The sequence below is a fragment of the Candidatus Stoquefichus sp. SB1 genome, from assembly GCF_001244545.1.
In the GTDB taxonomy this organism is placed as follows: domain Bacteria; phylum Bacillota_I; class Bacilli_A; order Erysipelotrichales; family Coprobacillaceae; genus Stoquefichus.
The window spans coordinates 107,940-131,080 of sequence record NZ_LN852695.1 but is presented as its reverse complement, the minus strand read 5'-3'; the positions used below and the strand labels follow the sequence as shown (position 1 = coordinate 131,080).

Sequence of the window (23,141 nt, the reverse complement as noted above, 5' to 3'; positions counted from 1 at the left end):
ACATATATATGTGAACTCTTTTTGATTATGACATAAAATTATAGAAAAATTATCAAAAAGTTATATAATATTGCTATGGAAGGTGAAGATATGAAAGTCAATAAACAAGCAGTTGAAGAGATATTAGAAGAAATAAAACCAGCAAAGCTGATTGCAGCAACAAAATATGTAGATGAAAAAGCAATTGAAGAATTAGAGAAATGTGGTTGTTTATATTATGGTGAAAATAGAGTTCAGCCTTTTTTGGATAAATATGAAAAGTATCATGGTCAAGGTCATTGGCATTTTATAGGAACTTTACAAAAGAATAAAGTGAAATATATTATTGATAAGGTTGAATTGATTCATTCTGTAAATAGTTATCATTTGATTGATGAATTAGAGAAACAGGCAATGAAAAGAAATATGAAGGTTCATATTTTACTTCAAGTTAATATTGCTAAGGAAGAAAGTAAACATGGATTTAATGAAGAGGAAATGAATGATGTTATGGCATATGTGAATGGCTGTTCTTCTTTAATTGTAGATGGTTTAATGATGATGGCTCCTAATATTGAAGTAGAAGAAACACGTATTTATTTTAAGAAAACAAAGGAGTTATTAGAGCGTTTAAAAGAGGCTTATCCTCATTATCCACTCAATGAGTTATCTATGGGAATGTCTCAGGATTATAAGATTGCTTTAGAAGAAGGAGCAACGATGGTGAGAATTGGAAGAGCTTTATTTGAGGAGGAATAAAAGTGAAGGAAATCATATATAAGATTAGAAGTTATAGTGAATCTGTAGAGGTTTTAGATCAATTACAAGCAGGATATCGGATTATTTTAGATATTGAGAATGTTGAAAGAACGGAAGCACAACGTGTTATTGATTTCTTGTGTGGAGGTATTTATATTATAAAAGGTCAAATTCAACAGATTAATAGTTTTACTTATTTATGTTTACCAGTTGGTGATATAAATATAGATGATGATCAATAATGATATATTGAGATGCATAGTGTAAAAACTATGCTTTTTAAATGATTTTATTTTTGATGGATAAAAAGATATACTTCATGCAAATATAATAGTAAAATAAAAATAGGTGATGGGGATGAAGGTTTATTGTCGAAAAACATATCAATTTTTATTAGTGATTATGATATTTATATCTTTTATTGTGCCTGTAAAGGCAGTGGAAAAGAAGATTAAGGTAGGATATTATCCTTTAGAAAATTATCATAGTTTAAAAGATGGAAAAGTAGCAGGATATGAGGTTGAATATTTAAATCTTTTAACAGAGATAACGGGTTGGAAAATTGAATATGTTGAGATGAAAAGCTGGAATGAAGGACTTAAGAAACTGAAGAATAAAGAAATTGATATGATATCACCAGCACAGATTACTGAAGAAAGATTATCTGAATATGATTTTAGTGCTTTGGCTTTAGGAAGAGTGAGTGCTGTTGTGATGACTCACAAGGGATCAGATGTTGTTTTTGAAGATTTTGAACGTTTTTCTGATATGACTTTTGGTGTTGAGAATGAAACGACTTATCAATATAAAGATTTATTTCATAGTTATGCGAAACAGAATCATTTTGATGATCATATGCGTGTTTATGAAAATCATGAACAATTGGTTAATGCTTTAAATAATCATGAAGTTGATGGAATTATTGCTAATGTTATGAAATTTGATAATGATTCAATGAAATTATTAGGACGTTTTGGAATGAGTAGTTATTATTTTTTATTAAATAATGAAGACAAGACTTTATTAAGAGAACTTAATGATGCAATGATTCAATTACAAAATCGTTATCCTAATTTATTAGAAGAATTATTAGAAAAATATTTTCCTGTTTTTAAAGTTGATCCCATAACAAAAAAAGAGAAAAATTATATTGAACATATTGATTCTTTAAAAATAGGTTGTATTCCTTATCCTGATCCATTGTTATATAAGGAAAATGATGAAATCAAAGGAATAAGTATAGATATTTTAAATCTTGTATCAGAATATATAGGGATTCCTTTTGAATATATTGAATTACCTAGAGGGAATATTGATTATAAGGATTTAAAGAGTAGAAATATAGATTTAATTGCAAGTGTTGAATATAACAGTATTAATGCACAACTTCCTGAATTACAGTTAACAGAACCCTATATTGAAGCTGAAAAGCTATTTGTAAGTAAGAATGGTCATATGTTTAATCCAGATGCTAAAATAGATATAGGAATATGTTCTGGTTCAGGTACAATTGAGACAGTTATTCAAAATAAATATCCTTATTTTCATGTTGTACGTTATGATGATGTTGAATCTTGTTTAGATGCACTGATTAATGATGAAGTAGAATTGGTATTACAAAATGAATATTCATTAAAGAGAATATTAAATAAGCCTAAATATGAAAGTTTATCTATTATTGCTAAGGCAGGTATTGGTGATGCTCATAGTTTATCACCTGTTCAATATGATGATAGTTATTTAAATGATCCTTTATTAATTTCAATTATTAATAAGGGTATTAAATCAATTGATAAAGATCAATTAGATATGATTATTATTGATAAGACTGTTGATAGAGCTTATAAATATACTTTTTCTGATACAATTTATGTATATAGATATATTTTTATTGCTATTTTTCTTTTATTAGCAATGATTGGTGGCATTATGATTTATAAATTAAAGATGCGAAATAAGAATATAATGGTATTACAAAATAAACAAAAACATTTATTAACTGAAAGAGATAGATTAGAAGAACTTGCACATAAGGATTTATTGACAGGTGTTTTGAATAAAATGGCATTTATTGAAAAATGTCAGGATTATTTTTTAGATAATCCTAATCAGTTATGTGGATTGGTATTTATTGATTTAGATGATTTTAAATTAGTGAATGATACATATGGTCATTTGGATGGAGATTGGCTGTTAATTAATGTTTCTTTAAAACTAGAACATATTTTTGGTGATAAAGCCTTTATTTCTAGATTTGGTGGAGATGAATTTTGTATTTTATTAGGAGATATTAGTTATACAGAGTTAGAAAGTAAGATAGAGAGTTTTATTCATGATATGTCTTGCCAAAAGATGACAGCTGAAATACATATTTCAGCAAGTGTTGGAGCAATTTATTTTAAAGCCGAGGAATTGTCTTTTGAAGAAGCATTAAAATTGGCTGATGAAGCTTTATATGCAGTTAAGCATATGAATAAAAATGATTATCATATTATACGAAAAGACATGGAATAATCTATGTTTTTTTGTTTTTGTAAAAAAGTTTCGTATTTTGGGGATTATATGTTATACTAGGGCAGATGTGAAGAAAAGAGGAAATCAATGAAATTTAGTGAATTAGAATTAATCAAACCATTAATTGAGGCAGTAACTCAATTAAATTATAAAGAAGCGTCACCTATTCAAGAAAAGGCTATTCCTGTTTTATTAGAAGGTAGAGATTTATTTGGGTGTGCGAAAACTGGAACTGGTAAAACAGCTGCATTTGCATTACCAATACTACAAAAGTTATATTTACGTGATGAGTCAGAAAAATATCCCAGAACAATAAAAGCATTAATATTGGCTCCAACAAGAGAATTAGCGATTCAGATTAATGAAACTTTTGAAATCATGAGACCGTTTGTTAATTTAAAATCAGCAGTTATTTTTGGTGGGGTTGGACAATCTAGTCAGGTGACAAAGATTGGTAGAGGAATAGATATTTTAATTGCGACTCCTGGTAGATTTGATGATTTATATAAACAAGGATATTTGGATTTAAAACATGTTGAGTATTTTGTTTTAGATGAAGCTGATCGTATGTTAGATATGGGATTTATTAAAGATGTACGTAAGATTATTAAATATTTACCAGCTAAACGTCAAACAATGATGTTCTCAGCAACTTTACCTAAAGAAATTGAACATCTTGTTGATGAAATATTAAATGATCCTGTAAGAATCATGGTGAGTTCTGGAAATATGACTGTTGAAAAAATTAATCAGTCTTTGTATTTTGTTGATAAGGCAAATAAAGCAAAGTTATTGATGAAATTATTAGAAAATCCTCAGATTTATAATGCTATTGTTTTTGTCAGAACAAAACGTAATGCAGATACTTTATGTAAAAAATTAAATAAGCATGGTATACCAACAGAGGCTATTCATGGTGGGAAATCACAAAATGCAAGAGTACGTGCTTTAAATCATTTTAAAGCTGATAAAGCAAGAATCTTGGTAGCAACTGATATTGCTGCTAGAGGAATAGATATTGAAAATCTAACACATGTTGTGAATTTTGATTTACCAGATCAACCTGAAAATTATGTTCATCGAATTGGAAGAACTGCCAGAGCAGGTGCAAATGGCGATGCAATTACATTATGCTGTTATCAAGAAATGTCAGAATTAAAAGATGTTCAAAAATTTATTAAACAGGAAATCCGTGTTTGTGATAATCCTTATTACCCAATGACAGATTTAAGTGAACCTGTGAAAAAAGGTGCACAATCAAAACAACAACATAAACCTAATAGACGTCAACAACGTCGATACACAAAGAAAAAATAAATAAAAAAACGCTTACTTCATTTTTTGAGTAAGTGTTTTTAAATGGTTTGATTGTTATGATATGCAATTATCTTTAACAAGCGATTTCTTGTGATTGTAAAGCATAAACAATACTTGCAAATATTCTAGGTCCCTTTTCAAGGACTTTTTCATTAAAATCAAATGAATCATTATGTGGTGATGAAGTTATAGGAGTAAGAAGTTTCATATAAGTTGCTTGTCCACCATGCGCTTGAACACGTTCCATCATATATGAAAAATCATCACTACCACCTAAAGGGCTTAAATTCTTTTTTGGTAGTTTTAAATCAGGCATAAATTCTTCACAGATAGAACGAATCTTTTTCATAAAATCTTCGCTACAATTCAGGGCATAGGCTTTACCCATTTCTTCGATTTCAACAACTGTGTCATGCATCAATGCAGATGCATTGATAATATCACGAGAATAAATTTCCATATATCGATTAACTTCAGTTGATGTTCCACGCACTTCTATTTCGAGTTTTGCAGTTTCAGGTACAACATTTCGCCCTGTTCCAGCATGAACAGTTCCAACATTAACACGTGTTTCACCACTACTATTACGAGGAATAGAATGTAAATTGATGATACAGTTAGCGGCTGAAAGTAATGCATTTTTACCAAACTGTGGTGATTCAGCAGCATGGGTTGAAATACCATGATAAGTAATATCTAATTTTGTAGTCGCAAAAGATTCATTCATACCAAAATATAAATCATATTTATGAGAACTTGAAGGCATGATATGAGCGGCTAAGAGATAATCAACATCATCTAAAAAACCACTTTCAGCAATACATTTAGCACCTCTTACACCTTCTTCAGCAGGTTGAAATATAAGTTTAATTGTACCATGAATGTGTTCTTTAATATCCATTAATATACGTGCTGTTGTTAAACCAATTGCAGTATGTCCATCATGTCCACAAGCATGCATTGCACCAATATGAACAGAAGAAAATCCTTTTGAGAATGGATAATGATTTTGAGAAGATTCTTCTATTAAACCTAAAGCATCAATATCAAATCTCAAAGCAATAGTAGGACCTTCACCATTTTTTAATACACCAGCAACGGCTGTCATTCCCATCTTGACTTTTTCTAAATATTGAGGGTTAGCACCTTCTTTTTGTGCACGACGATAATTCAGATGGAGAACTGTTTCAGGTGGTAGACCCATTCGTGCATTTTTATCCATAATATCTTCACCTACAAAAACTTGATAACCTAATTCTTCTAATTTAGTTGCAATGATACAGGCTGTTCTAGTTTCTAACCATCCTCTTTCTGCATATTTATGCAAATCTCTTCTGGTTTCAATTGTATCTAAATAATATTGTTGGGAAAGTTCTTTTATTGTTTGATACATGTTATTTCACTTCCTTCTTTCTTCTATTGTATCAAGTTCATTATTTTTCATCAATTCTTATTAACGCTTTTTAAAAATTCGACAAAATAATAATTTGATTGACAAAAGAGAATAAGTTGTATAAAATGCTCATAGTGTGAGGTAATTAGTATGGATTATCAAAATTATGCAAAACAAATGATTGAATGTGTTATTGGAAATGAACAGGTTGGAAATATTATTTATAATAATATTTCTGAAATTGCTAAAGGAGAAATTGGTGTCTTACTTTATTTGATAGATGAAAATAATGGGGCTAATGCTTATGAAATAAGTCAAAGGTTTGATGTTAATACATCTAGAGTTGCAGCTGTTTTAAATAGTTTATCTAAAAAAGGTTATATTGAAAGAACTATGGATCCTTTAGATAAAAGAAAGATTCAAGTTTATATAACAGATAAAGGTCGAAAATTTGGTGAGAATCGTCGAAATGCAATTATTATAAGGATGAGTTATGTTTTATCAGAACTTGGTGAAAAGGATGCAAAAGAGTATATAAGGATTTTGCAGAGAATATCACAAATTGTTAAAGAGTGTCAGTGATGAATGATTTTTAATCACAATGATTGAAATAATTGTGATATTCGGTTAATATTTGTGGAGTAATTTGTAATAAAATGGTGGATGGTTGGATTATTTGGTTGAAGGAGAAAGTTATGAGTCAATATTATTTAGGAATAGATGTCGGTTCTACTACAGTAAAAGCATATCTGACAGATCAGGATGATATCTGTTTGTTTTCACGTTATGTAAGACATAACTCTGATGTCAGAAATACAATTTTAACATTATTAGAAGAAATAGAAAAACAATATCCCCAGATGAGAATTCATCCTGTTATTACGGGTTCAGGAGGATTATCAATTTCTGAATCATTAAATGTAAAATTTGTTCAAGAGGTTATCGCTTGTACAAAAACAATAGAAACCTATATACCTCAAACAGATGTAGCCATTGAACTTGGTGGTGAAGATGCTAAGATTACATACTTTGAGGGTTCATTAGAACAACGTATGAATGGAACATGTGCTGGAGGAACAGGGGCATTTATTGATCAGATGGCAACGCTATTACAAACTGATGCTTCTGGATTAAATGAACTGGCTAAAAATTATCAACGTATTTATCCAATTGCTTCACGTTGTGGTGTATTTGCTAAAACCGATATTCAACCGCTTATTAATGAAGGTGCCAAAAAAGAAGATATTGCTGCTTCTATTTTTCAGGCCGTTGTGAATCAAACGATTAGTGGATTGGCTTGTGGAAAGCCAATTAAAGGTAAGGTTGCTTTTCTAGGGGGACCTTTATATTTCTTAGATCAGTTACGTCAACGTTTTATTGAAACATTAAACTTAACTGAGGATGAAGTGATTTTCCCAGATAATTCTCAATTGTTTGTTGCTATGGGAGCATGTTTAAATGCGAAAGAAGTAGAAAAAGATATCTTATTATCTGAATTAATAGAAAATTTAAGAGCATTAAAAAGTCAAGGAAATGAAGCTGCTCATACTTTAGAACCATTGTTCCATAATAGTGATGAATTAAGAGGTTTTAGAGAACGCCATCTTCAAGCTATGACAAAGAAAAGAAATATAAAAAAATACCAGGGAGATATTTATTTAGGAATTGATGTTGGTTCAACAACATCAAAAGTGATATTAATAGATAATGAAGGTTCTATTCTTTATTCTTTCTATAATTCTAATGAAGGAAATCCGTTGGATTTAATTATTCGCATCATGAAAGAAGTTTATGCTTTAATACCTGATGGCTGTCAGATAAAAAAAGCAGGAGTTACTGGTTATGGTGAAGCATTAATACAAGCTGCTTTAAAGGTTGATATTGGAGAAGTTGAAACGATTGCCCATTATACAGCTGCAAAGCATTTTCAGCCTGATGTAGATTTTATCTTGGACATTGGTGGGCAGGATATGAAGGCTATTACAATTAAAGATAATGTGATTCAGGATATTACATTAAATGAAGCTTGTTCATCAGGATGTGGGTCGTTCTTAGAAACATTTGCTCATTCTTTAGGTTATCAAATTGATGAATTTGCTGAATTGGCTTTAACATCTAAGCATCCACTAGATTTAGGAAGCCGTTGTACTGTGTTTATGAATTCAAAAGTCAAACAGGCTCAAAAAGAAGGTGCAACATTAGCTGATATTTCAGCTGGATTATCTTATTCTGTTATTAAGAATGCTTTATATAAGGTTATTAAGTTAAGAAATAAAGATCAGATTGGCAAGAATGTTGTTGTTCAAGGGGGAACTTTTTATAATGAAGCTGTATTGAGAGCTTTTGAAAAAGAAGCTGATATTGAAGTTGTTCGTCCTGATATAGCAGGTTTGATGGGTGCATATGGAATGGCAAGATTAGCCATGGAAAAAGATGATGGTAAAGGGTCAACGATTTTAACTTTATCTGAATTAGAACAATTAACTTATGAAAATACAATGAAAAATTGTGGAAAATGTACAAATAATTGTATGTTAACAATTACTGCTTTTAATGATGGTAGAGAATTTATTAGTGGGAATCGTTGTGAACGTGGAGCTAATTTACCACTGAAATCAAAAACTTTACCTAACTTATTTGACTATAAATACCGTCGTGTGTTTAATTATCATTCATTGGCTCAGGAGGATGCATTGAGAGGAACTGTTGGTATTCCAAGAGCACTGAATATATATGAAAATTATCCATTTTGGCATACTTTCTTTACTGAATTAAAGTTTAGAGTTGTTTTATCAGCAAGATCATCTAAAGCAATATATGAAAAAGGAATTGAATCTATTCCTAGTGAAAGTGCTTGTTATCCTGCTAAAATCACTCATGGACATATTGAGAATCTAATTGAAAAAGGAATTGAATTTATTTTCTATCCTTCAGTTGCTTATGAAAGATTGGAGAATGAAGATGCTGGAAATCATTATAATTGTCCAGTTGTTGCTTCATATCCTGAAGTTATTAAAAACAATGTAGATAATATTCAACAGAAAAATATCTGTTTTAAAAATCCATTTATTTCATTAAATAATCCTAAAACATTATTTCAAGTCTTAAAAGAAGAATTAAAAGAATTCCATCTCACTGCTCAAGAATTACATCAGGCGATTGATAAAGCTTATCAAGAATTACAGCATTGCCAACAAGATATTCGTGAAGAAGGAAAACGTGCTATGCAATATATGAAGGAACATCATTTGCAAGGGATTGTTTTAGCAGGACGTCCTTATCATGTTGATCCTGAAATTAATCATGGAATTCCTGATTTGATTACGAGTGAAGGTTTTGTTGTATTAAGTGAAGATAGTGTTTGTTATTTGGATCAGGAACATTTAAAGTTAAGGGTTGTTGATCAATGGACTTATCATTCTCGTTTATATAAGGCAGCATCATTTGTTTCATCACAAACGGATTTACAATTGATTCAATTGACTTCATTTGGTTGTGGATTAGATGCTGTTACTGCTGATCAAGTTGCTGAAATATTAAAAGCAAGAAATAAGATTTATACATTAATAAAAATTGATGAAGGAAGTAATTTAGGAGCTATTCGTATCCGTATTCGCTCTTTAAAAGCAACCGTTGAAAAGAAAGTTGAAAAAATTGATCTTTCTCAAAAATATGAACAAGTAAAAGTTCCTTTTACAAAAGAAATGAAAGAAGAGCGCTATACGATTCTTTGCCCACAAATGTCACCATTACATTTTCAATTTGTAGAAACAGCCATGAACTCAGAAGGATATAACTTTGTAGTTTTACCATCAGTTGATAAAGATGCTGTTGAACAAGGATTGAAATATGTTAATAATGATGCTTGTTATCCAAGTATTTTAGTAACAGGACAAATGATGAATGCTTTAAATAGTGGTCAATATGATTTAAATAAAGTTGCCTTAATGATTTCTCAAACAGGTGGAGGATGTCGAGCAACAAATTATATTGCATTTATTAGAAAGGCATTAAAAGATGCAGGTATGGAACAAATTCCTGTCATTTCAGCCAATTTATCAGGTTTGGAAAATAATCCAGGTTTCAAAATTACTTATCACCTTGCTAAAAAGGTCGTTATTGGAGCAATGTATGGAGATTTATTCATGCGTGTTTTATATCGTGTGAGACCATATGAAGCCGTAGAAGGTTCTGCTAATCGTCTTTATCAGTCATGGGTAGAAAAGTGTCAAAAAAATGTTCAAAATGGAAGTATGAAAGAATTTAAGAAAAATGTTTATCAGATTGTTAAAGATTTTGATGAATTACCATTATTAGATATTAAGAAACCAAGAGTTGGATTGGTTGGAGAAATTCTTGTTAAATTCCATCCAACAGCTAATAATCAGATTGTAGAAATTATTGAATCTGAAGGTGGAGAAGCAGTTATGCCAGATTTAATTGATTTCTTCCAATATTGTTTCTATAATACTTGGTATGAACATGAACATTTTGATGTCAAGAAATCATCTGTTATTTTATGTAATACAGCAATTAAGTTTGTTGATTACTTACGTAAAGATATGATTAAAGCATTAAAAGCTTCGCAGCGTTTTGATGCACCTACACCAATTGATCAAATTGCTAAAAAAGCAACAGAAGTTGTTTCAATGGGAAATATGACAGGAGAAGGTTGGTTTTTAACAGGTGAAATGATTGAACTCATTGAGGAAGGTGCACCTAATATTGTCTGTATGCAGCCATTTGCCTGCTTACCTAATCACGTGACAGGAAAAGGTGTAATTAAAGCATTACGTAAAAAATATCCTCAAAGTAATATTGTTGCAGTGGATTATGATCCCGGGGCAAGTGAAGTTAATCAGTTAAATAGAATTAAATTGATGTTATCAACTGCATTTAAGAATATGAAATAATTCATATTCTTTTTTTGCTTTTAAGACTTAATAAATCAATAACAAAATAATGATTTACAATTTTAAAGGAAAGTTGTATTTTAATGTTAAATAACAATAGTAAGATTGGGAACTTACAAAAAAGTGGAGGGAATTATGAAAAAATTATTAAAAATGGGAATGTGTATTATGATGGCAGCTGCTATATTAAGTGGTTGTGGTGGAAATGCTAAAACTGAGACAGCAGTCTATGAAGGTGAAATTAATGGCGCTAAAATTTCAAACACAATCGAGTATTCAGGAGATCGTGTTTTAAAACAAACTGCAGTATCTGAGATGAACTTTAAAAGTTTAGGAATAACAAAAACATTAATAGAACAAACAGTTGCTCAATATAAAGAATTGTATAATATTGAGGGTGTTAATTATAAGGCTGATGTGACTGATGAAAAGATTACTGAAACAACAGTTGTAGATTATGAGAAAACAGATTTTGAAGCCTTAAAAAATGCTAAATTAATTACAAATACTAAAGAAGATGGTAAAGTCTTATATGTAAGTTATGAACAAACAGTAAAAAATTTAGAATCTGCTGGTTTAACTAAAAAATAAATAACAATTTTGCTAAAATCATTAAGTTAAGCACTTGGAACAATGGAGGAGTTCATGGAAATTGAACTCCTCTTTTTAAAACTCAATTTTAATTTGCAAGTATGCCATAGAGATTAATATCAACTGCATTTAAGAACTTAAAATAGATCGAGAGGTCTATTTTTTGTTTTATTGAAAAAAATTGAGTTTTTATGATTTAAAAAAAGAAAAATGAACTTTTTTTGCGTATATATAAGTATAGGGATCTTTTGAATGAATATTTACTTTAAGCAATTATTGTGCTATATTGTTATTAGATTCCTTATATCAATATAAGGAGGTTATGTAATGAGTTTTTTGATTTGTGAAAACAATACTGATTATCTTGATTCTATTGCCAGACTGAGGCTGATGGATGATGACTTCATGAGGATTGTCTTTAAGGATGAGGATGTTGTCAGACAGTTTCTTGAAATTATCCTTGAAAGGAGTGTTGATATCATTGAATGTCATGCTCAGTATGATATCAATAATATTCTGGGTAGATCTATCAGCATTGATGTACTTGTCAGGGATGGTGATGACTATATCAACATTGAAGTACAGAGAGATACGAAAGGAGCCCATCCCAAAAGAGCGAGGTTTCATGGAAGTCTGATAGATGCGAATACATCGTTTCCCAATGAACAATGGGATAAGCTGCCTAATGTCATCATTATCTTTATAACTGAGACAGATGTATTGGGATATGGATTGCCAATCTATCATAGTCATTGTAGAATTGATGAAAACAATCAGATGTTTGAAGAAGGAAGAGAAATTATCTATGTGAATGCAAGCATTCAGGAGGATACAGCATTAGGGAGATTAATGCATGATATGTTCTGTACTGATTCAAGAGATATACACTATGAGTTTCTAAGAAAGAGAGTAAACTATTACAAAGAAAATGAAGGAGGGAAACAAGAGATGTGTGAGATATGGGAAGAGATTAGAAGAAAGGGATTGCTTGAAGGTGAAGCCATTGGAGAAGCAAGAGGAAAGGCAATAGGAGAGACGTATGGAATGATGAAATTTATTAAAAAACTGATGAGCAAAAATGGTTATACATTAGAAGAAGCATTAGATTTCTTAGATATTCCTGAAAAAGAGCGTTCTACATACATAGAAATATTCACTTCATAATGAGAAAGGACAAATTGATTTTGTCCTTTTTCTTATGAATGTTATAAAATAAAACTCAAAGTTTTCAAATAAAAAAAGTAATTATTATAGAGATTGATAATTTTATGATTGATGAATATTTTATAAAGAGATTGTTATTTAATAGAGTTTTGATGTTCGTTAAAAATAGGGAGAAAGACAAAATGAAAAAAATGTGTTATAATAATAAAAGTCATTCATTGATCTTGTTCAATAATTCACAAATTAGTCACATTATAGGAATAAAATAGAATAAGAAAGGATTTGATAAAATGATAGAATTTCAAAATATATATAAGTCATTTAAAGACAAACATGTACTAGAAGATATATCTTTAACAATCAATGATGGTGAATTTGTATGTATTATTGGACCAAGTGGTTGTGGAAAAACAACTGCATTAAAAATGATTAATCGCTTGATTAAACCAACAAGTGGTAAAATTATTGTTAATGGGAAAGATATTAGTTTAGAAAATGAAATAGAATTAAGACGAAATATTGGTTATGTTATTCAACAAACTGGCTTATTTCCACATATGACAGTGAAAGAAAACATAGAGTTAATTCCCAAACTTAAAAATAAAAAAGATCCACATCTCCTTGATAAAGTCAAAGATGTCATGAATATGGTAGGATTAGATGTTGATGAATTCCTAGACAAATATCCTATTCAAATGAGTGGTGGACAACAACAAAGAGTCGGTGTTGCAAGAGCTTTTGCGAGTGAACCAGATATTATCTTAATGGATGAACCCTTTAGTGCTCTTGATCCTATTACAAGAAATCAGTTACAAGATGAATTGTTGAGTTTACAAAACAATATTCAAAAAACTATTGTTTTTGTAACACATGATATGGCTGAAGCAATTAAATTATCTGATCGTATTTGTATTATGAATGAAGGAAAAGTGCAACAGTTTGATACACCTGAACAAATTTTAAAGAATCCTGCTAATGATTTTGTTTTAAACTTTGTAGGTAAAAAACGTATCTGGGATTCTCCAGAACTGATTAAGGCAAAAGATATTATGATTGAAGAACCAATCGTTTGTCCACATACATTAAAAAGTATTAAAGCATTAAATATTATGTTTAACTATCGTGTAGATAGTTTAATGGTTGTTGATAAAAAACATACCTTTATGGGAATGATTTATGCTGCGCAGGCTGCCGATGAAGCCAATAAAGGAAAACGTGTAGACGAAGTAATGGAAACGGATTGTATAACTGTACAATCTGATGATTCTATTGTTGATGTTTTAAATATTGCTAGAGAAAAAGATAAATATACGATACCAGTTGTTGATGATCAGCATTTGGTTGGATTAATTACAAAAAGTACTTTAGTGACAACGTTATCTAAGAAGTATGATGAAAGTGAGGGAGAATAATGAGCGGATTTTTTAATTATTTTATCCAAAACTTTTCAAACATTTTAGGATTGTTTGTAGAACATGTTCAATTAACAGTGTTAGCTATATTGATATCTATTGTGGTGGGAATTCCTTTAGGAATATTGATTACTTATTTTAAGCCATCTAAAAAGCCTGTTATGGCAATCGCTAATTTAATACAGGCAATTCCATCAATGGCATTATTAGGGTTTATGATACCTTTATTAGGAATAGGAACAAAGCCAGCTATTGTGATGGTTATTCTTTATTCATTGTTACCAATTATAAAAAATACAGTTGCAGGTTTGGATAGTATTAATGAAGAGACTCTTGAGGCAGCCAAAGGGATTGGACTTACAAGATTACAGGTTTTATATAAAGTTCAGATTCCTTTAGCGGCACCAGTTATTATGGCTGGGGTGAGAATTAGTGCTGTAAGTTCTGTTGGATTGATGACTTTAGCAGCTTTTATTGGTGCTGGTGGTTTAGGTTATCTTGTTTATGCTGGTATTCGTACAACCAATACAGATCAAATTTTAGCAGGGGCTATTCCTGCTTGTGCGTTAGCATTACTTATTGATTATATTTTCTCTATCTTAGAACGACTTGTTACACCTAAAAGTTTTCAGTTAGCGAAACCACGAAGTGCATTAAAAGGAATGATTGATAAAATTGTTATTGTTTTGACATGTCTTGCATTGGCTGGTAGTTTCATTTATACCAATATGGGAAGTCAAAAAAGTGGTATTCAAATAAAAATCGGAAGTATGGATTTTTCAGAACAGGAAACTTTAAGTTATATGTTAAAATATTTAATTGAAGGAAATACTGATGTTCAAGTTGAACAAGCATTATCATTAGGTTCTAGTTCTTTTGTATTAGATGCCATTAAAGGTGGCGATATTGATATGTATGTTGATTATACTGGAACTATTTATGGTAGTATTTTAGGTCTTGAACCAAATAGTGATGTGGATGAAGTTTATAGAACAGTAAAACAAGAATTTCAATCTCAATTTAATTTAACAGTATTAGATGCTCTTGGTTTTAACAATACGTATACTTTAGCTATGGATAAAAACACTGCTAAGGAATATAACATAGAAACCATTAGTGATTTATGTAAAGTATCTAAACAGTTGATTTTTTCTCCAACATTAACATTTATGGAAAGAAAAGATTGTTGGTTAGGACTACAAAAAGCCTATCCTATCCAATTTAAAAAGATTGTACCTATTGATGGTTCACCTCGATATACTGCTTTAGCAAGTCAAGAGTGTGATGTTATTGATGCTTATTCAACAGATGGGTTATTGAAGAAATTTGATTTAAAAGTATTAAAAGATGATCAGTCATTCTTCTTACCATATCATGCAATTCCAGTTATTAATCAAAGAATTCAAGATGAATGTCCTGAAATTATTCCTTTGATTAATCAATTACAAAACTATTTAAATGAAGATGTTATGGTTGAATTGAATTATAAAGTTGATGAATTAAAACAAAAATCAATGGATGTAGCAAAAGAATTTCTAATTGAAAAACAATTAATTAGTGAATAGATAATAGCAGAAATATTCTGCTATTATTTTTTTTCTTGATTAATGAAGAGCTTTTATATAAAATGAGAGAAATGAAAGGATTGAAATATATGAAAAAAAAGGGATTCATTATAGGATTTATTATATTTTCTATATTATTAAGTATGGGATATGGAATAGGGTCTTATTTTGTAGGATATGCATTATCACCAACAAGTTCATCTGATCAAAGGGAGATTAAAGAGGATGATAAAATTGGAGTTTTGACTCAAGATGAGAAGATTATTTCAGATAATAAACAAAAAGAAGATGCTATTGGTAAGGCATTTATGAAAAAGACAAAGCCAATGATTATTGAATCAAATGATTCGACACGTTTAAATGGACAATATTTAACGCATGAGAATAATCATATGTGGAGTATATTGATTCATGGATATAAGTCTGATAATACAAATATGATGTCTTATGGTATTCAATATTATGAGAAAGGATATAATATCCTTTTACCTAATAATCGTGCTCATGGAACAAGTCAGGGAGATTATATTGGTATGGGGTGGTTAGATAAAGATGATATTGCTTGTTGGGTAGATTGGATTGTAAGTCAAGATCCACAGGCTCAAATTATTCTGCATGGAGTTTCTATGGGTGGAGCAACTGTCATGATGAGTGCTGGAGATAATTTAGAACATGTTATTGGGTATGTGGAAGATTGTGGATATACGAGTGTATGGGATATTTTTGCTAGTGAGTTAGATAAGCGTTTTTCATTACCAACATTTCCTGTTTTAGATATATCTAATTTAGTAGGGCGATTAAAAGCAGGTTATGATTTTAAAGAGGCATCTAGTGTAGAACAATTAAAAAAGGCTAAACAACCTATTTTATTCATACATGGGGGTAAAGATGATTTTGTACCTACTGATATGGTTTATACGAATTATGAAGCTGCCAAAGGAGTCAAGGATATCTACGTAGTAGAAGAAGCTGGACATGCCCAAGCAAAAGATTATAATCCTGAAGCTTATTGGAATAAAGTTTTTGAATTTATTGATACGAAAATAAAAAGCTGATTTTACTCAGCTTTTTTTAAAAATGAATTTTCAAATTCTTCTATTAATATTGGTTTATAATAATAATAACCTTGAATATAATCACAATGATGTTCAATCAGAAAATCATTTTGTTCCTTATTTTCAACACCTTCAGCCACAACAATAATATTAAGCTTATGACATAATTCAATAACTTCTTCAATAATAATATGACTTCGATTATGCGTATAAGTATTCGTTCTAAAAAATTCCTGATCAATTTTCACAACATCAATAGGAAAATCTTTTAACATATTTAAAGATGAAAAACCACTTCCAAAATCATCTAAAGAAATACGTAAATGATGTTCTTTTAATTTCTTTAAAATCATAATTAATTCTTCTTTATGATTTAAAGCTGTTGTTTCTGTAATTTCTATTTCAATTTGCCAAGGTTCAATAGGATAAGATTCAATTAACTCAATAAATTGATCAATATATCCTTCATTAAACAGATAAGTTCTAGAAACATTAATTGAAATAGAAATTTTCTGATGATAATATTCATTCCAGTAAACTAATTTTTGGAGAACCTTTTCGAGAACATAAGCATCTAAAATTTCTAACATACCATTTTTTTCATAGATAGGTATAAATGAACCAGGAGAAATAATACCATGATTAGGATGTTGCCATCGCACAAGTGCTTCACCTGATTGGACTAACCCTGTTTTTAATTCTACTTTTGGTTGAACATAGACTTTAAAATGATTTTTGTCGATAGCTGTTTGAAATTCTTTTTCGATTTGTTGTGCGTAAAGACCTTCTTGGAAGAATGATTCTTGATAAAAGATGACATCATCTTTTGATAACGCTTTTAATTCTTTTTTGACATATTGTGTCTTTTTAAAAGCAGAGTGGATATCTATAATATCATTTTGGATTTCAAAAAGACTAAAATAGAAATAATATTGTGAAGTTGTATGCAAGTTAAAAAATTGACTTCGGATATATTGTGCTAAATTAAGTAATCTTAATTCTAATTGTTGATGATCTTGTTTTCTGAGTAATAAGGCAAAATGATCTGATTCCTGTCGGCAATATAATTCGTCATCATGACAAATATGCTCCATACAAGATATAATTGTTTTTAAAAGATTATTCGCAATTTCTTCACCATAAATTTCATTAAACCATTTAAAACCTTTAATATCACAATTAACTAAAACATATTGAGAAAGATGATGTTTTTTCTGACATATTTCTAAAAACTTATTAAAGTTATAATGTTCTGTAACAGGATCAATATAGGCAAGTTTGGTAATATCCTGTTTATTTTTACGTTGTATAAAATAAACATACGAAATCAAAAGAGCACTACCACTACCAATAGCTAACCAAGTTAGAAAAGCAGTCTGAATAAACTCCTGAATCTTATGTGTTGCAATTTCTCTTGGAAATACAGATGCAACTAACCAGTCACTATCAACTATATTTGCATAAATCAAATAATTCTCTGTATGATTAGCATCAGTAAATGTTAAAATACCATTTCCTGAAACATCTATTTGATTGAGACAACCCTGACTAATATCATTAATATTTTTTTGAGAATCATCTTTTGTAGAAGATAAGATAATTACTCCAGCTTCATTAAATATAAATGAAAATCCAATATCATTATAAGTTGCTGAAGATAGAATATATGATAATTTATCAGTTGAAAATGTAGCAAATAAAACGGCTTTGACTTCTTTATTTTGATTATAGATAGGAACTGAACAAACATTGATTGCTTGACCATCAACATAATCAATCATTGTTTCTGAAATGTAACTTTCTCCTTTTAAAGAATCTTTAAAATATTGACGATTTGAAATATTAAAATCTTGATGATCAGAAGTGACTACATTCCCCTTTAAATCAGCAATACCAAATCTTTTTTCACCATTTATTTGTGCTAATTCATCTAAATAATGCATGAGACTGTCTTCTTGGAATTGATTTTGTTCAATCATTAAAGCAATTGTTTTTAATTGAGTAATGTTTTCATTCATGCGATTTCTAATCGCAATAGATGTTTGAATCGTTGTATCTTTTAAATACTCATTTGTTTCATTATAAAGACTTTGAGACATGTTATCTGTATATATAGTTGCAAAAAAGCCAAAAAGGACTAATAGAAGCATTGCAACTATAATTGATCTTCGCATTAAAGGATTTTTCATGTTTTCACCACACTTTCTTTTATTATATAGAATTTCTCCAATAAAATCACGAAAATAAAACTCTTTCGTAAGAAAGAGTTAATTAATATAAGCTAAAATTAATTTTAAAGTATTTTCAACCGCCTGAATATGTGTTCTTTCCATCCCATGAGATGCTGCAACACCAGGACCAATCAGTGCACCTTTAATATTTTGTCCACCTCTTAAAGCCGCTGATACATCACTGCTATAGAAAGGATAAATATCAACAGCATATTGTAATTGATGATCTTTTGCTAATTGAATAAAACGAGAAGTGATTTCATAATCATATGGACCACTACCATCTTTTGCACAAATGCTAACATCATACTCACTACAATCTAGATCTAAACCAATGCATCCCATATCAACGGCTATTAATTCATCAATTTGATCAGAGATATAACTGCTACCATGACCCACTTCTTCAAATGTAGAGATAGTTAAAATAATATTATGTAGAGGTTTCTTATTAGTTTCATGAAGTGTTTTTAACATACCAAATAAAATAGCAACGCTCATCTTATCATCTAAAAATCTTGATTTAATGAAACCAGATGATGTGATGGTTGTTTTAGGATCAATGGCTATATAGTCTCCATTATTAATTCCTAAGGCTAAAACATCTTCTTTGGATTTCACCATTTCATCAATGCGGACATGCATAGTATCACAACTTCTTTCTCTATCCTTAGCATCTTTAAAAACATGCGCAGCAGGGGAATTAGAAAGAATTGTACCTGTATAGATTTGATGATTACGAGTGAGAATACGACAATATTCTCCATCTAATGTTGGAATAATAGGACCGCCAACATTTGTAAAAGCTAAAGTGCCATCACTATTAATACTTCTAACCATTAAACCTAGAGTATCTACATGAGCACAAAATCCAATCGTATAATCATCTTGTCCATCTACATATATTTCTAAATTTCCTTTTTTAGTCTTTGTTGTTTGATAACCTAAGTGATGAGCTTCATTTTCACAATAAGCTATTACATCACGTGTATATCCTGAAGGACTATCAATAGCCATAATATCTTTTACAAAATTTAATATATATTCATTCATTTTTTATTCTCCTTGATAATATTAATAAATAACTATGATTGATGTGCTGATTTAAAAATATGATCTAAAGTAATTTCTTTTAACTTTGATTTATATTGTTCTTCAGCAGTATTTAAATAGTCAACAATAACAGCTTCTGTTTCCTTAACTTTTAGATTAGGATCAAATACTTTCTCAACCAAATGAGTAGTTTCAATAAATTTTTCCTTTCCTTCAATCGCTTCAAATATATCTAAAAAAGATATTTCCTGAAGTTTCTTTTTTAAAACAAAGCCTCCAAGTTTACTTGCTTTTGAAGTGATTAAATCACCAACAACTAATTGTCTGGTTATTTTCTTTAGATAAGAATCAGATATATCTAACTTTTGACTTAATTCATGACTCTTAATAGGACTATCACTGGCACCAATTAATAATAAAATACATATTGCTTGTTCAAAACTCTGTCTAATTTTCATATCACTTTCACCTTCTTATTCTATTTTAACAAAAAAATCCATTTTTGTATCTAAAAGAGTTGACTTTTATAGTCATTTCACTATAATACTCTATAGACATTATATATCCATAGATATTAAATGTCTATAGAAAACAAAGAAAGAAGGATTCTTATGGTTAAACAAGAATGGAAGAATGTTTTCCATAATACTTGGATTAAGATTGTTATGGTGGCTGTTATTGCTATTCCAAGTATTTATTCATGTGTTTTCTTAGGTTCTATGTGGGACCCTTATGGAAATTCTGGAAGCATTCCCGTTGCAGTTGTGAATGAGGATAAAGAAGTCACTTATAATGATTCATTGTTAAATGTAGGGGAGGAACTTGTTAAGAACCTAGAGGATAATGAATCTATGGACTTTCATTTTGTGAATGCGCAAAATGCCATGAAAGGGCTAGAGAATGGTGATTATTACATGATTATCACAATTCCTCAGGATTTTTCAAAAAATGCTACAACACTCTTAGATAATCAACCACAAAAAATGATTATCAATTATACAACCAATCCAGGAACAAACTATATTGCTTCTAAGATGGATGACTCAGCAATTGCTAAGATTAAAGCAGAAATTTCTTCAAGTGTAACGAAAACATATGCACAAACAATCTTTGATTCAATTGGTGTTTTATCTGATGGATTAGGTGAAGCAAGTGATGGCACGGATAAGTTATCTGATGGTGTTCATCAGTTGGTTAATGGAAATCAGACAATCTCAGATAATTTAAAAGTTCTTGCATCAAGTTCTTTAACTTTTAAAGATGGTGCGAATACTTTAACAAAAGGATTAAAAGATTATACAGATGGTGTATTGACTGTTGATAATGGTGTATATACCTTAAAAGATGGGTTAGATACATTAAACAGTTCAACTGGTGCTTTATCTACTGGTATCCAAGAATTAAATACAGGCTCACAAGCCTTAAAGAGTGGACTTACTGATTATACAGATGGTGTATCAAAAGCTTACTTAGGAACACAACAATTAGTAAGCAACAATCCAACACTCATGAAAGGTGTACAGGATTTAGGAAGTGGCACAAAACAAATCAGTAGTGCCAATAAGTTATTATTGACAAAAATACAAACATTATCTGAATCAATGGCAAAAGAATTAGAAGCCAAAGCACAAGATATTGCTAAATTAGAAGCAGGCAATCAAGAATTGAGTGAGAAATTAAATGGTCTTAAAAACGTAGCCACAAGTTCTCAAGAACAAAACAATGCACTGATTGCTCAAATTGAAAATGATACAACGATGGATAAAGATTTAAAAACGCAAATTCTTACTGCATTAAAAACATCAAATGGTATCAATGATAGTTTATTGTCTGAAGACGGTGTAATTACGACAGCTCAGTACCTTGCTGTTAAGAATAATGAGGCAATTAATGAATTATCAGCATCTATTCAGAGTGTTTTAGACAATCTAAATGCACAAGGAAAAACACCAGAGACAATGGGAATGATTCAGGCTTTATCAACAATGCAGGCAGGACTTGATAAGATAGATGCATCTGTGAATGGTGGAACTTATCAAACAGTTAATGATAAAAATGAAGTTGTTAATGTTAATATAGCAAAAGAAAAGAGTTTGGTTTATGGTGTGAATGCATATGTCAAAGGAACTGAAAATGTCAATAATGGATTAGCAACAATCACATCTAACAACCAAAAATTGACTTCTGGTAGCACACAATTGGCACAAGGAACGAATTTACTTGTAAAACAAACACCAACACTTGTCAGTGGTATTAAAGCTTTAGATACAGGTGCTAGTCAAATTTATATGGGGACAACACAACTTGTTTCTCATAATCAGACATTACTTAATGGTGCTGATCAATTAAATGGTGGAGCAGGACAAATCAGTAGTGGTGCAAGTCAATTGGCTGATGGATCTAAAACTTTAGGTAGTGGTTTAGATGAAGTCAATGATGGTGTTCAAACACTCAATTCTCGTTTAAAAGATGGTGCTGATCAAAGCAAGATGAATACAACAAATTCAACAATTGATATGTTGAGTACACCAGTTGATACAACACATAATGAAATTTCAGTTGTTGAAAACAATGGACACGCAATGGCACCATATATGATGAGTGTAGCATTATATGTAACAGCTTTAGCCTTTGTCTTGATGTATCCAATTCGACATGGTATTAAAAATGCAGAAAATGGATGGAAATATTGGTTATCTAAAGCCAGTGTTATGTATAGTATTTCAACTATAGCAGCAATTGTTATGATTACATGTTTAAGAGTGATTAATGGTTTTGAACCACAACAATTACTATTAACATATCTCTTTGCAATTTTAGTTGCAGCAGCTTATATGTCAATTGTCATATTATTAAGTATGACCACTGGTTACATTGGAGACTTCTTATTGCTTGTCTTTATGATTATTAACTTAGGTGGCTCAGCTGGAACTTATCCATTAGAAACATCAAGTGTATTCTATAAAGCAATTCATGCCTTTATGCCTTACACTTATAGTGTTAATGGATTTAGAAAAGTCATTAGTATGGCTTCTGCTTCATTAACAACAGAAATATGGGTATTTATTGGTATCTTTATTGTATGTTCTTTATTAACAATCTTATATTTCCAAATCAAAAATAAAGAAGATAAACATCTTATTCCACAGGCATTTGAAAATGTAAATGAAGAAAAATAAACATGAATCGTAATGA

16 protein-coding genes are annotated in these 23,141 nt (G+C 30.1%); 12 read left to right on the top strand and 4 right to left on the bottom strand.

The window, feature by feature from the left end:
• The first annotated feature begins 75 nt into the window (after nucleotides 1-75).
• The 4 genes from BN1865_RS08735 (at nucleotide 76) to BN1865_RS08720 (ending at nucleotide 4,569) form a co-directional block, all read left to right on the top strand.
• Nucleotides 76-738, top strand: a complete 663-nt coding sequence (locus BN1865_RS08735) for a YggS family pyridoxal phosphate-dependent enzyme (RefSeq protein WP_232780361.1) — start codon at nucleotides 76-78, stop codon at nucleotides 736-738.
• Between the two features lie 2 nt (nucleotides 739-740).
• Complete coding sequence (locus tag BN1865_RS08730; RefSeq protein ID WP_050636883.1) at nucleotides 741-980, top strand: cell division protein SepF; 240 nt, start codon at nucleotides 741-743, stop codon at nucleotides 978-980.
• 115 nt (nucleotides 981-1,095) lie between these two features.
• Nucleotides 1,096-3,252 (top strand): transporter substrate-binding domain-containing diguanylate cyclase, encoded by a 2,157-nt coding sequence (locus BN1865_RS08725; protein ID WP_050636882.1) that lies wholly within the window; start codon nucleotides 1,096-1,098, stop codon nucleotides 3,250-3,252.
• An 87-nt stretch (nucleotides 3,253-3,339) separates the two neighbouring features.
• Entirely contained in the window at nucleotides 3,340-4,569 is a 1,230-nt protein-coding gene (locus BN1865_RS08720; protein ID WP_050636881.1) for a DEAD/DEAH box helicase, read from the top strand.
• Nucleotides 4,570-4,642: 73 nt separating this feature from the next.
• Here the strand turns inward: BN1865_RS08720 and BN1865_RS08715 are convergent, their stop codons facing one another.
• On the bottom strand, nucleotides 4,643-5,962 hold the full coding sequence (locus BN1865_RS08715) for an amidohydrolase (RefSeq protein WP_050636880.1): 1,320 nt from the start codon (nucleotides 5,960-5,962) through the stop codon (nucleotides 4,643-4,645).
• A 150-nt stretch (nucleotides 5,963-6,112) separates the two neighbouring features.
• On the opposite strand from BN1865_RS08715, the gene BN1865_RS08710 reads away from it, so the two are divergent.
• The 7 genes from BN1865_RS08710 (at nucleotide 6,113) to BN1865_RS08680 (ending at nucleotide 16,662) form a co-directional block, all read left to right on the top strand.
• Nucleotides 6,113-6,544, top strand: a complete 432-nt coding sequence (locus BN1865_RS08710) for a MarR family winged helix-turn-helix transcriptional regulator (protein WP_050636879.1) — start codon at nucleotides 6,113-6,115, stop codon at nucleotides 6,542-6,544.
• Between the two features lie 113 nt (nucleotides 6,545-6,657).
• Nucleotides 6,658-10,875 (top strand): 2-hydroxyacyl-CoA dehydratase, encoded by a 4,218-nt coding sequence (locus BN1865_RS08705; RefSeq protein ID WP_050636878.1) that lies wholly within the window; start codon nucleotides 6,658-6,660, stop codon nucleotides 10,873-10,875.
• Between the two features lie 135 nt (nucleotides 10,876-11,010).
• Nucleotides 11,011-11,466: a DUF1307 domain-containing protein gene (locus BN1865_RS08700; RefSeq protein WP_050636877.1), complete on the top strand. Its 456-nt coding sequence runs from the start codon at nucleotides 11,011-11,013 to the stop codon at nucleotides 11,464-11,466.
• 327 nt (nucleotides 11,467-11,793) lie between these two features.
• A complete protein-coding gene (locus tag BN1865_RS08695; protein ID WP_050636876.1) occupies nucleotides 11,794-12,630 on the top strand; it encodes a hypothetical protein in 837 nt (278 codons plus the stop codon).
• Nucleotides 12,631-12,920: 290 nt separating this feature from the next.
• Entirely contained in the window at nucleotides 12,921-14,042 is a 1,122-nt protein-coding gene (locus BN1865_RS08690; RefSeq protein ID WP_050636875.1) for an ABC transporter ATP-binding protein, read from the top strand.
• On the top strand, nucleotides 14,042-15,607 hold the full coding sequence (locus BN1865_RS08685; RefSeq protein WP_050636874.1) for an ABC transporter permease/substrate-binding protein: 1,566 nt from the start codon (nucleotides 14,042-14,044) through the stop codon (nucleotides 15,605-15,607). Before BN1865_RS08690 ends, BN1865_RS08685 begins: the two co-directional genes overlap by 1 nt.
• Before the next feature lie 89 nt (nucleotides 15,608-15,696).
• Nucleotides 15,697-16,662, top strand: coding sequence for an alpha/beta hydrolase (locus BN1865_RS08680; RefSeq protein WP_232780360.1), 966 nt, complete (start codon nucleotides 15,697-15,699; stop codon nucleotides 16,660-16,662).
• Between the two features lie 2 nt (nucleotides 16,663-16,664).
• Here BN1865_RS08680 and BN1865_RS08675 read toward each other — a convergent pair whose 3' ends face one another.
• From BN1865_RS08675 to BN1865_RS08665, 3 genes are all read right to left on the bottom strand, one after another.
• Entirely contained in the window at nucleotides 16,665-18,851 is a 2,187-nt protein-coding gene (locus BN1865_RS08675; protein ID WP_050636873.1) for an EAL domain-containing protein, read from the bottom strand.
• 78 nt (nucleotides 18,852-18,929) lie between these two features.
• Entirely contained in the window at nucleotides 18,930-19,946 is a 1,017-nt protein-coding gene (locus tag BN1865_RS08670) for a M42 family metallopeptidase (RefSeq protein WP_050636872.1), read from the bottom strand.
• 32 nt (nucleotides 19,947-19,978) lie between these two features.
• Nucleotides 19,979-20,404, bottom strand: coding sequence for an Rrf2 family transcriptional regulator (locus BN1865_RS08665; RefSeq protein ID WP_050636871.1), 426 nt, complete (start codon nucleotides 20,402-20,404; stop codon nucleotides 19,979-19,981).
• A 153-nt stretch (nucleotides 20,405-20,557) separates the two neighbouring features.
• On the opposite strand from BN1865_RS08665, the gene BN1865_RS08660 reads away from it, so the two are divergent.
• Nucleotides 20,558-23,125 carry a YhgE/Pip domain-containing protein gene (locus BN1865_RS08660; protein ID WP_050636870.1) on the top strand — a complete coding sequence of 856 codons (2,568 nt, stop codon included), beginning with the start codon at nucleotides 20,558-20,560 and terminating at the stop codon, nucleotides 23,123-23,125.
• The last annotated feature ends 16 nt before the right edge of the window (nucleotides 23,126-23,141 follow it).

Coding starts and splice junctions, on each gene's coding strand:
- BN1865_RS08705 (WP_050636878.1), top strand. CDS start 6,658: ATGAGTCAATATTATTTAGGAATAGATGTCGGTTCTACTACAGTAAAA.
- BN1865_RS08735 (WP_232780361.1), top strand. CDS start 76: ATGGAAGGTGAAGATATGAAAGTCAATAAACAAGCAGTTGAAGAGATA.
- BN1865_RS08680 (WP_232780360.1), top strand. CDS start 15,697: ATGAAAAAAAAGGGATTCATTATAGGATTTATTATATTTTCTATATTA.
- BN1865_RS08660 (WP_050636870.1), top strand. CDS start 20,558: ATGGTTAAACAAGAATGGAAGAATGTTTTCCATAATACTTGGATTAAG.
- BN1865_RS08720 (WP_050636881.1), top strand. CDS start 3,340: ATGAAATTTAGTGAATTAGAATTAATCAAACCATTAATTGAGGCAGTA.
- BN1865_RS08700 (WP_050636877.1), top strand. CDS start 11,011: ATGAAAAAATTATTAAAAATGGGAATGTGTATTATGATGGCAGCTGCT.
- BN1865_RS08725 (WP_050636882.1), top strand. CDS start 1,096: ATGAAGGTTTATTGTCGAAAAACATATCAATTTTTATTAGTGATTATG.
- BN1865_RS08665 (WP_050636871.1), bottom strand. CDS start 20,404: ATGAAAATTAGACAGAGTTTTGAACAAGCAATATGTATTTTATTATTA.
- BN1865_RS08710 (WP_050636879.1), top strand. CDS start 6,113: ATGGATTATCAAAATTATGCAAAACAAATGATTGAATGTGTTATTGGA.
- BN1865_RS08685 (WP_050636874.1), top strand. CDS start 14,042: ATGAGCGGATTTTTTAATTATTTTATCCAAAACTTTTCAAACATTTTA.
- BN1865_RS08675 (WP_050636873.1), bottom strand. CDS start 18,851: ATGAAAAATCCTTTAATGCGAAGATCAATTATAGTTGCAATGCTTCTA.
- BN1865_RS08670 (WP_050636872.1), bottom strand. CDS start 19,946: ATGAATGAATATATATTAAATTTTGTAAAAGATATTATGGCTATTGAT.
- BN1865_RS08695 (WP_050636876.1), top strand. CDS start 11,794: ATGAGTTTTTTGATTTGTGAAAACAATACTGATTATCTTGATTCTATT.
- BN1865_RS08690 (WP_050636875.1), top strand. CDS start 12,921: ATGATAGAATTTCAAAATATATATAAGTCATTTAAAGACAAACATGTA.
- BN1865_RS08715 (WP_050636880.1), bottom strand. CDS start 5,962: ATGTATCAAACAATAAAAGAACTTTCCCAACAATATTATTTAGATACA.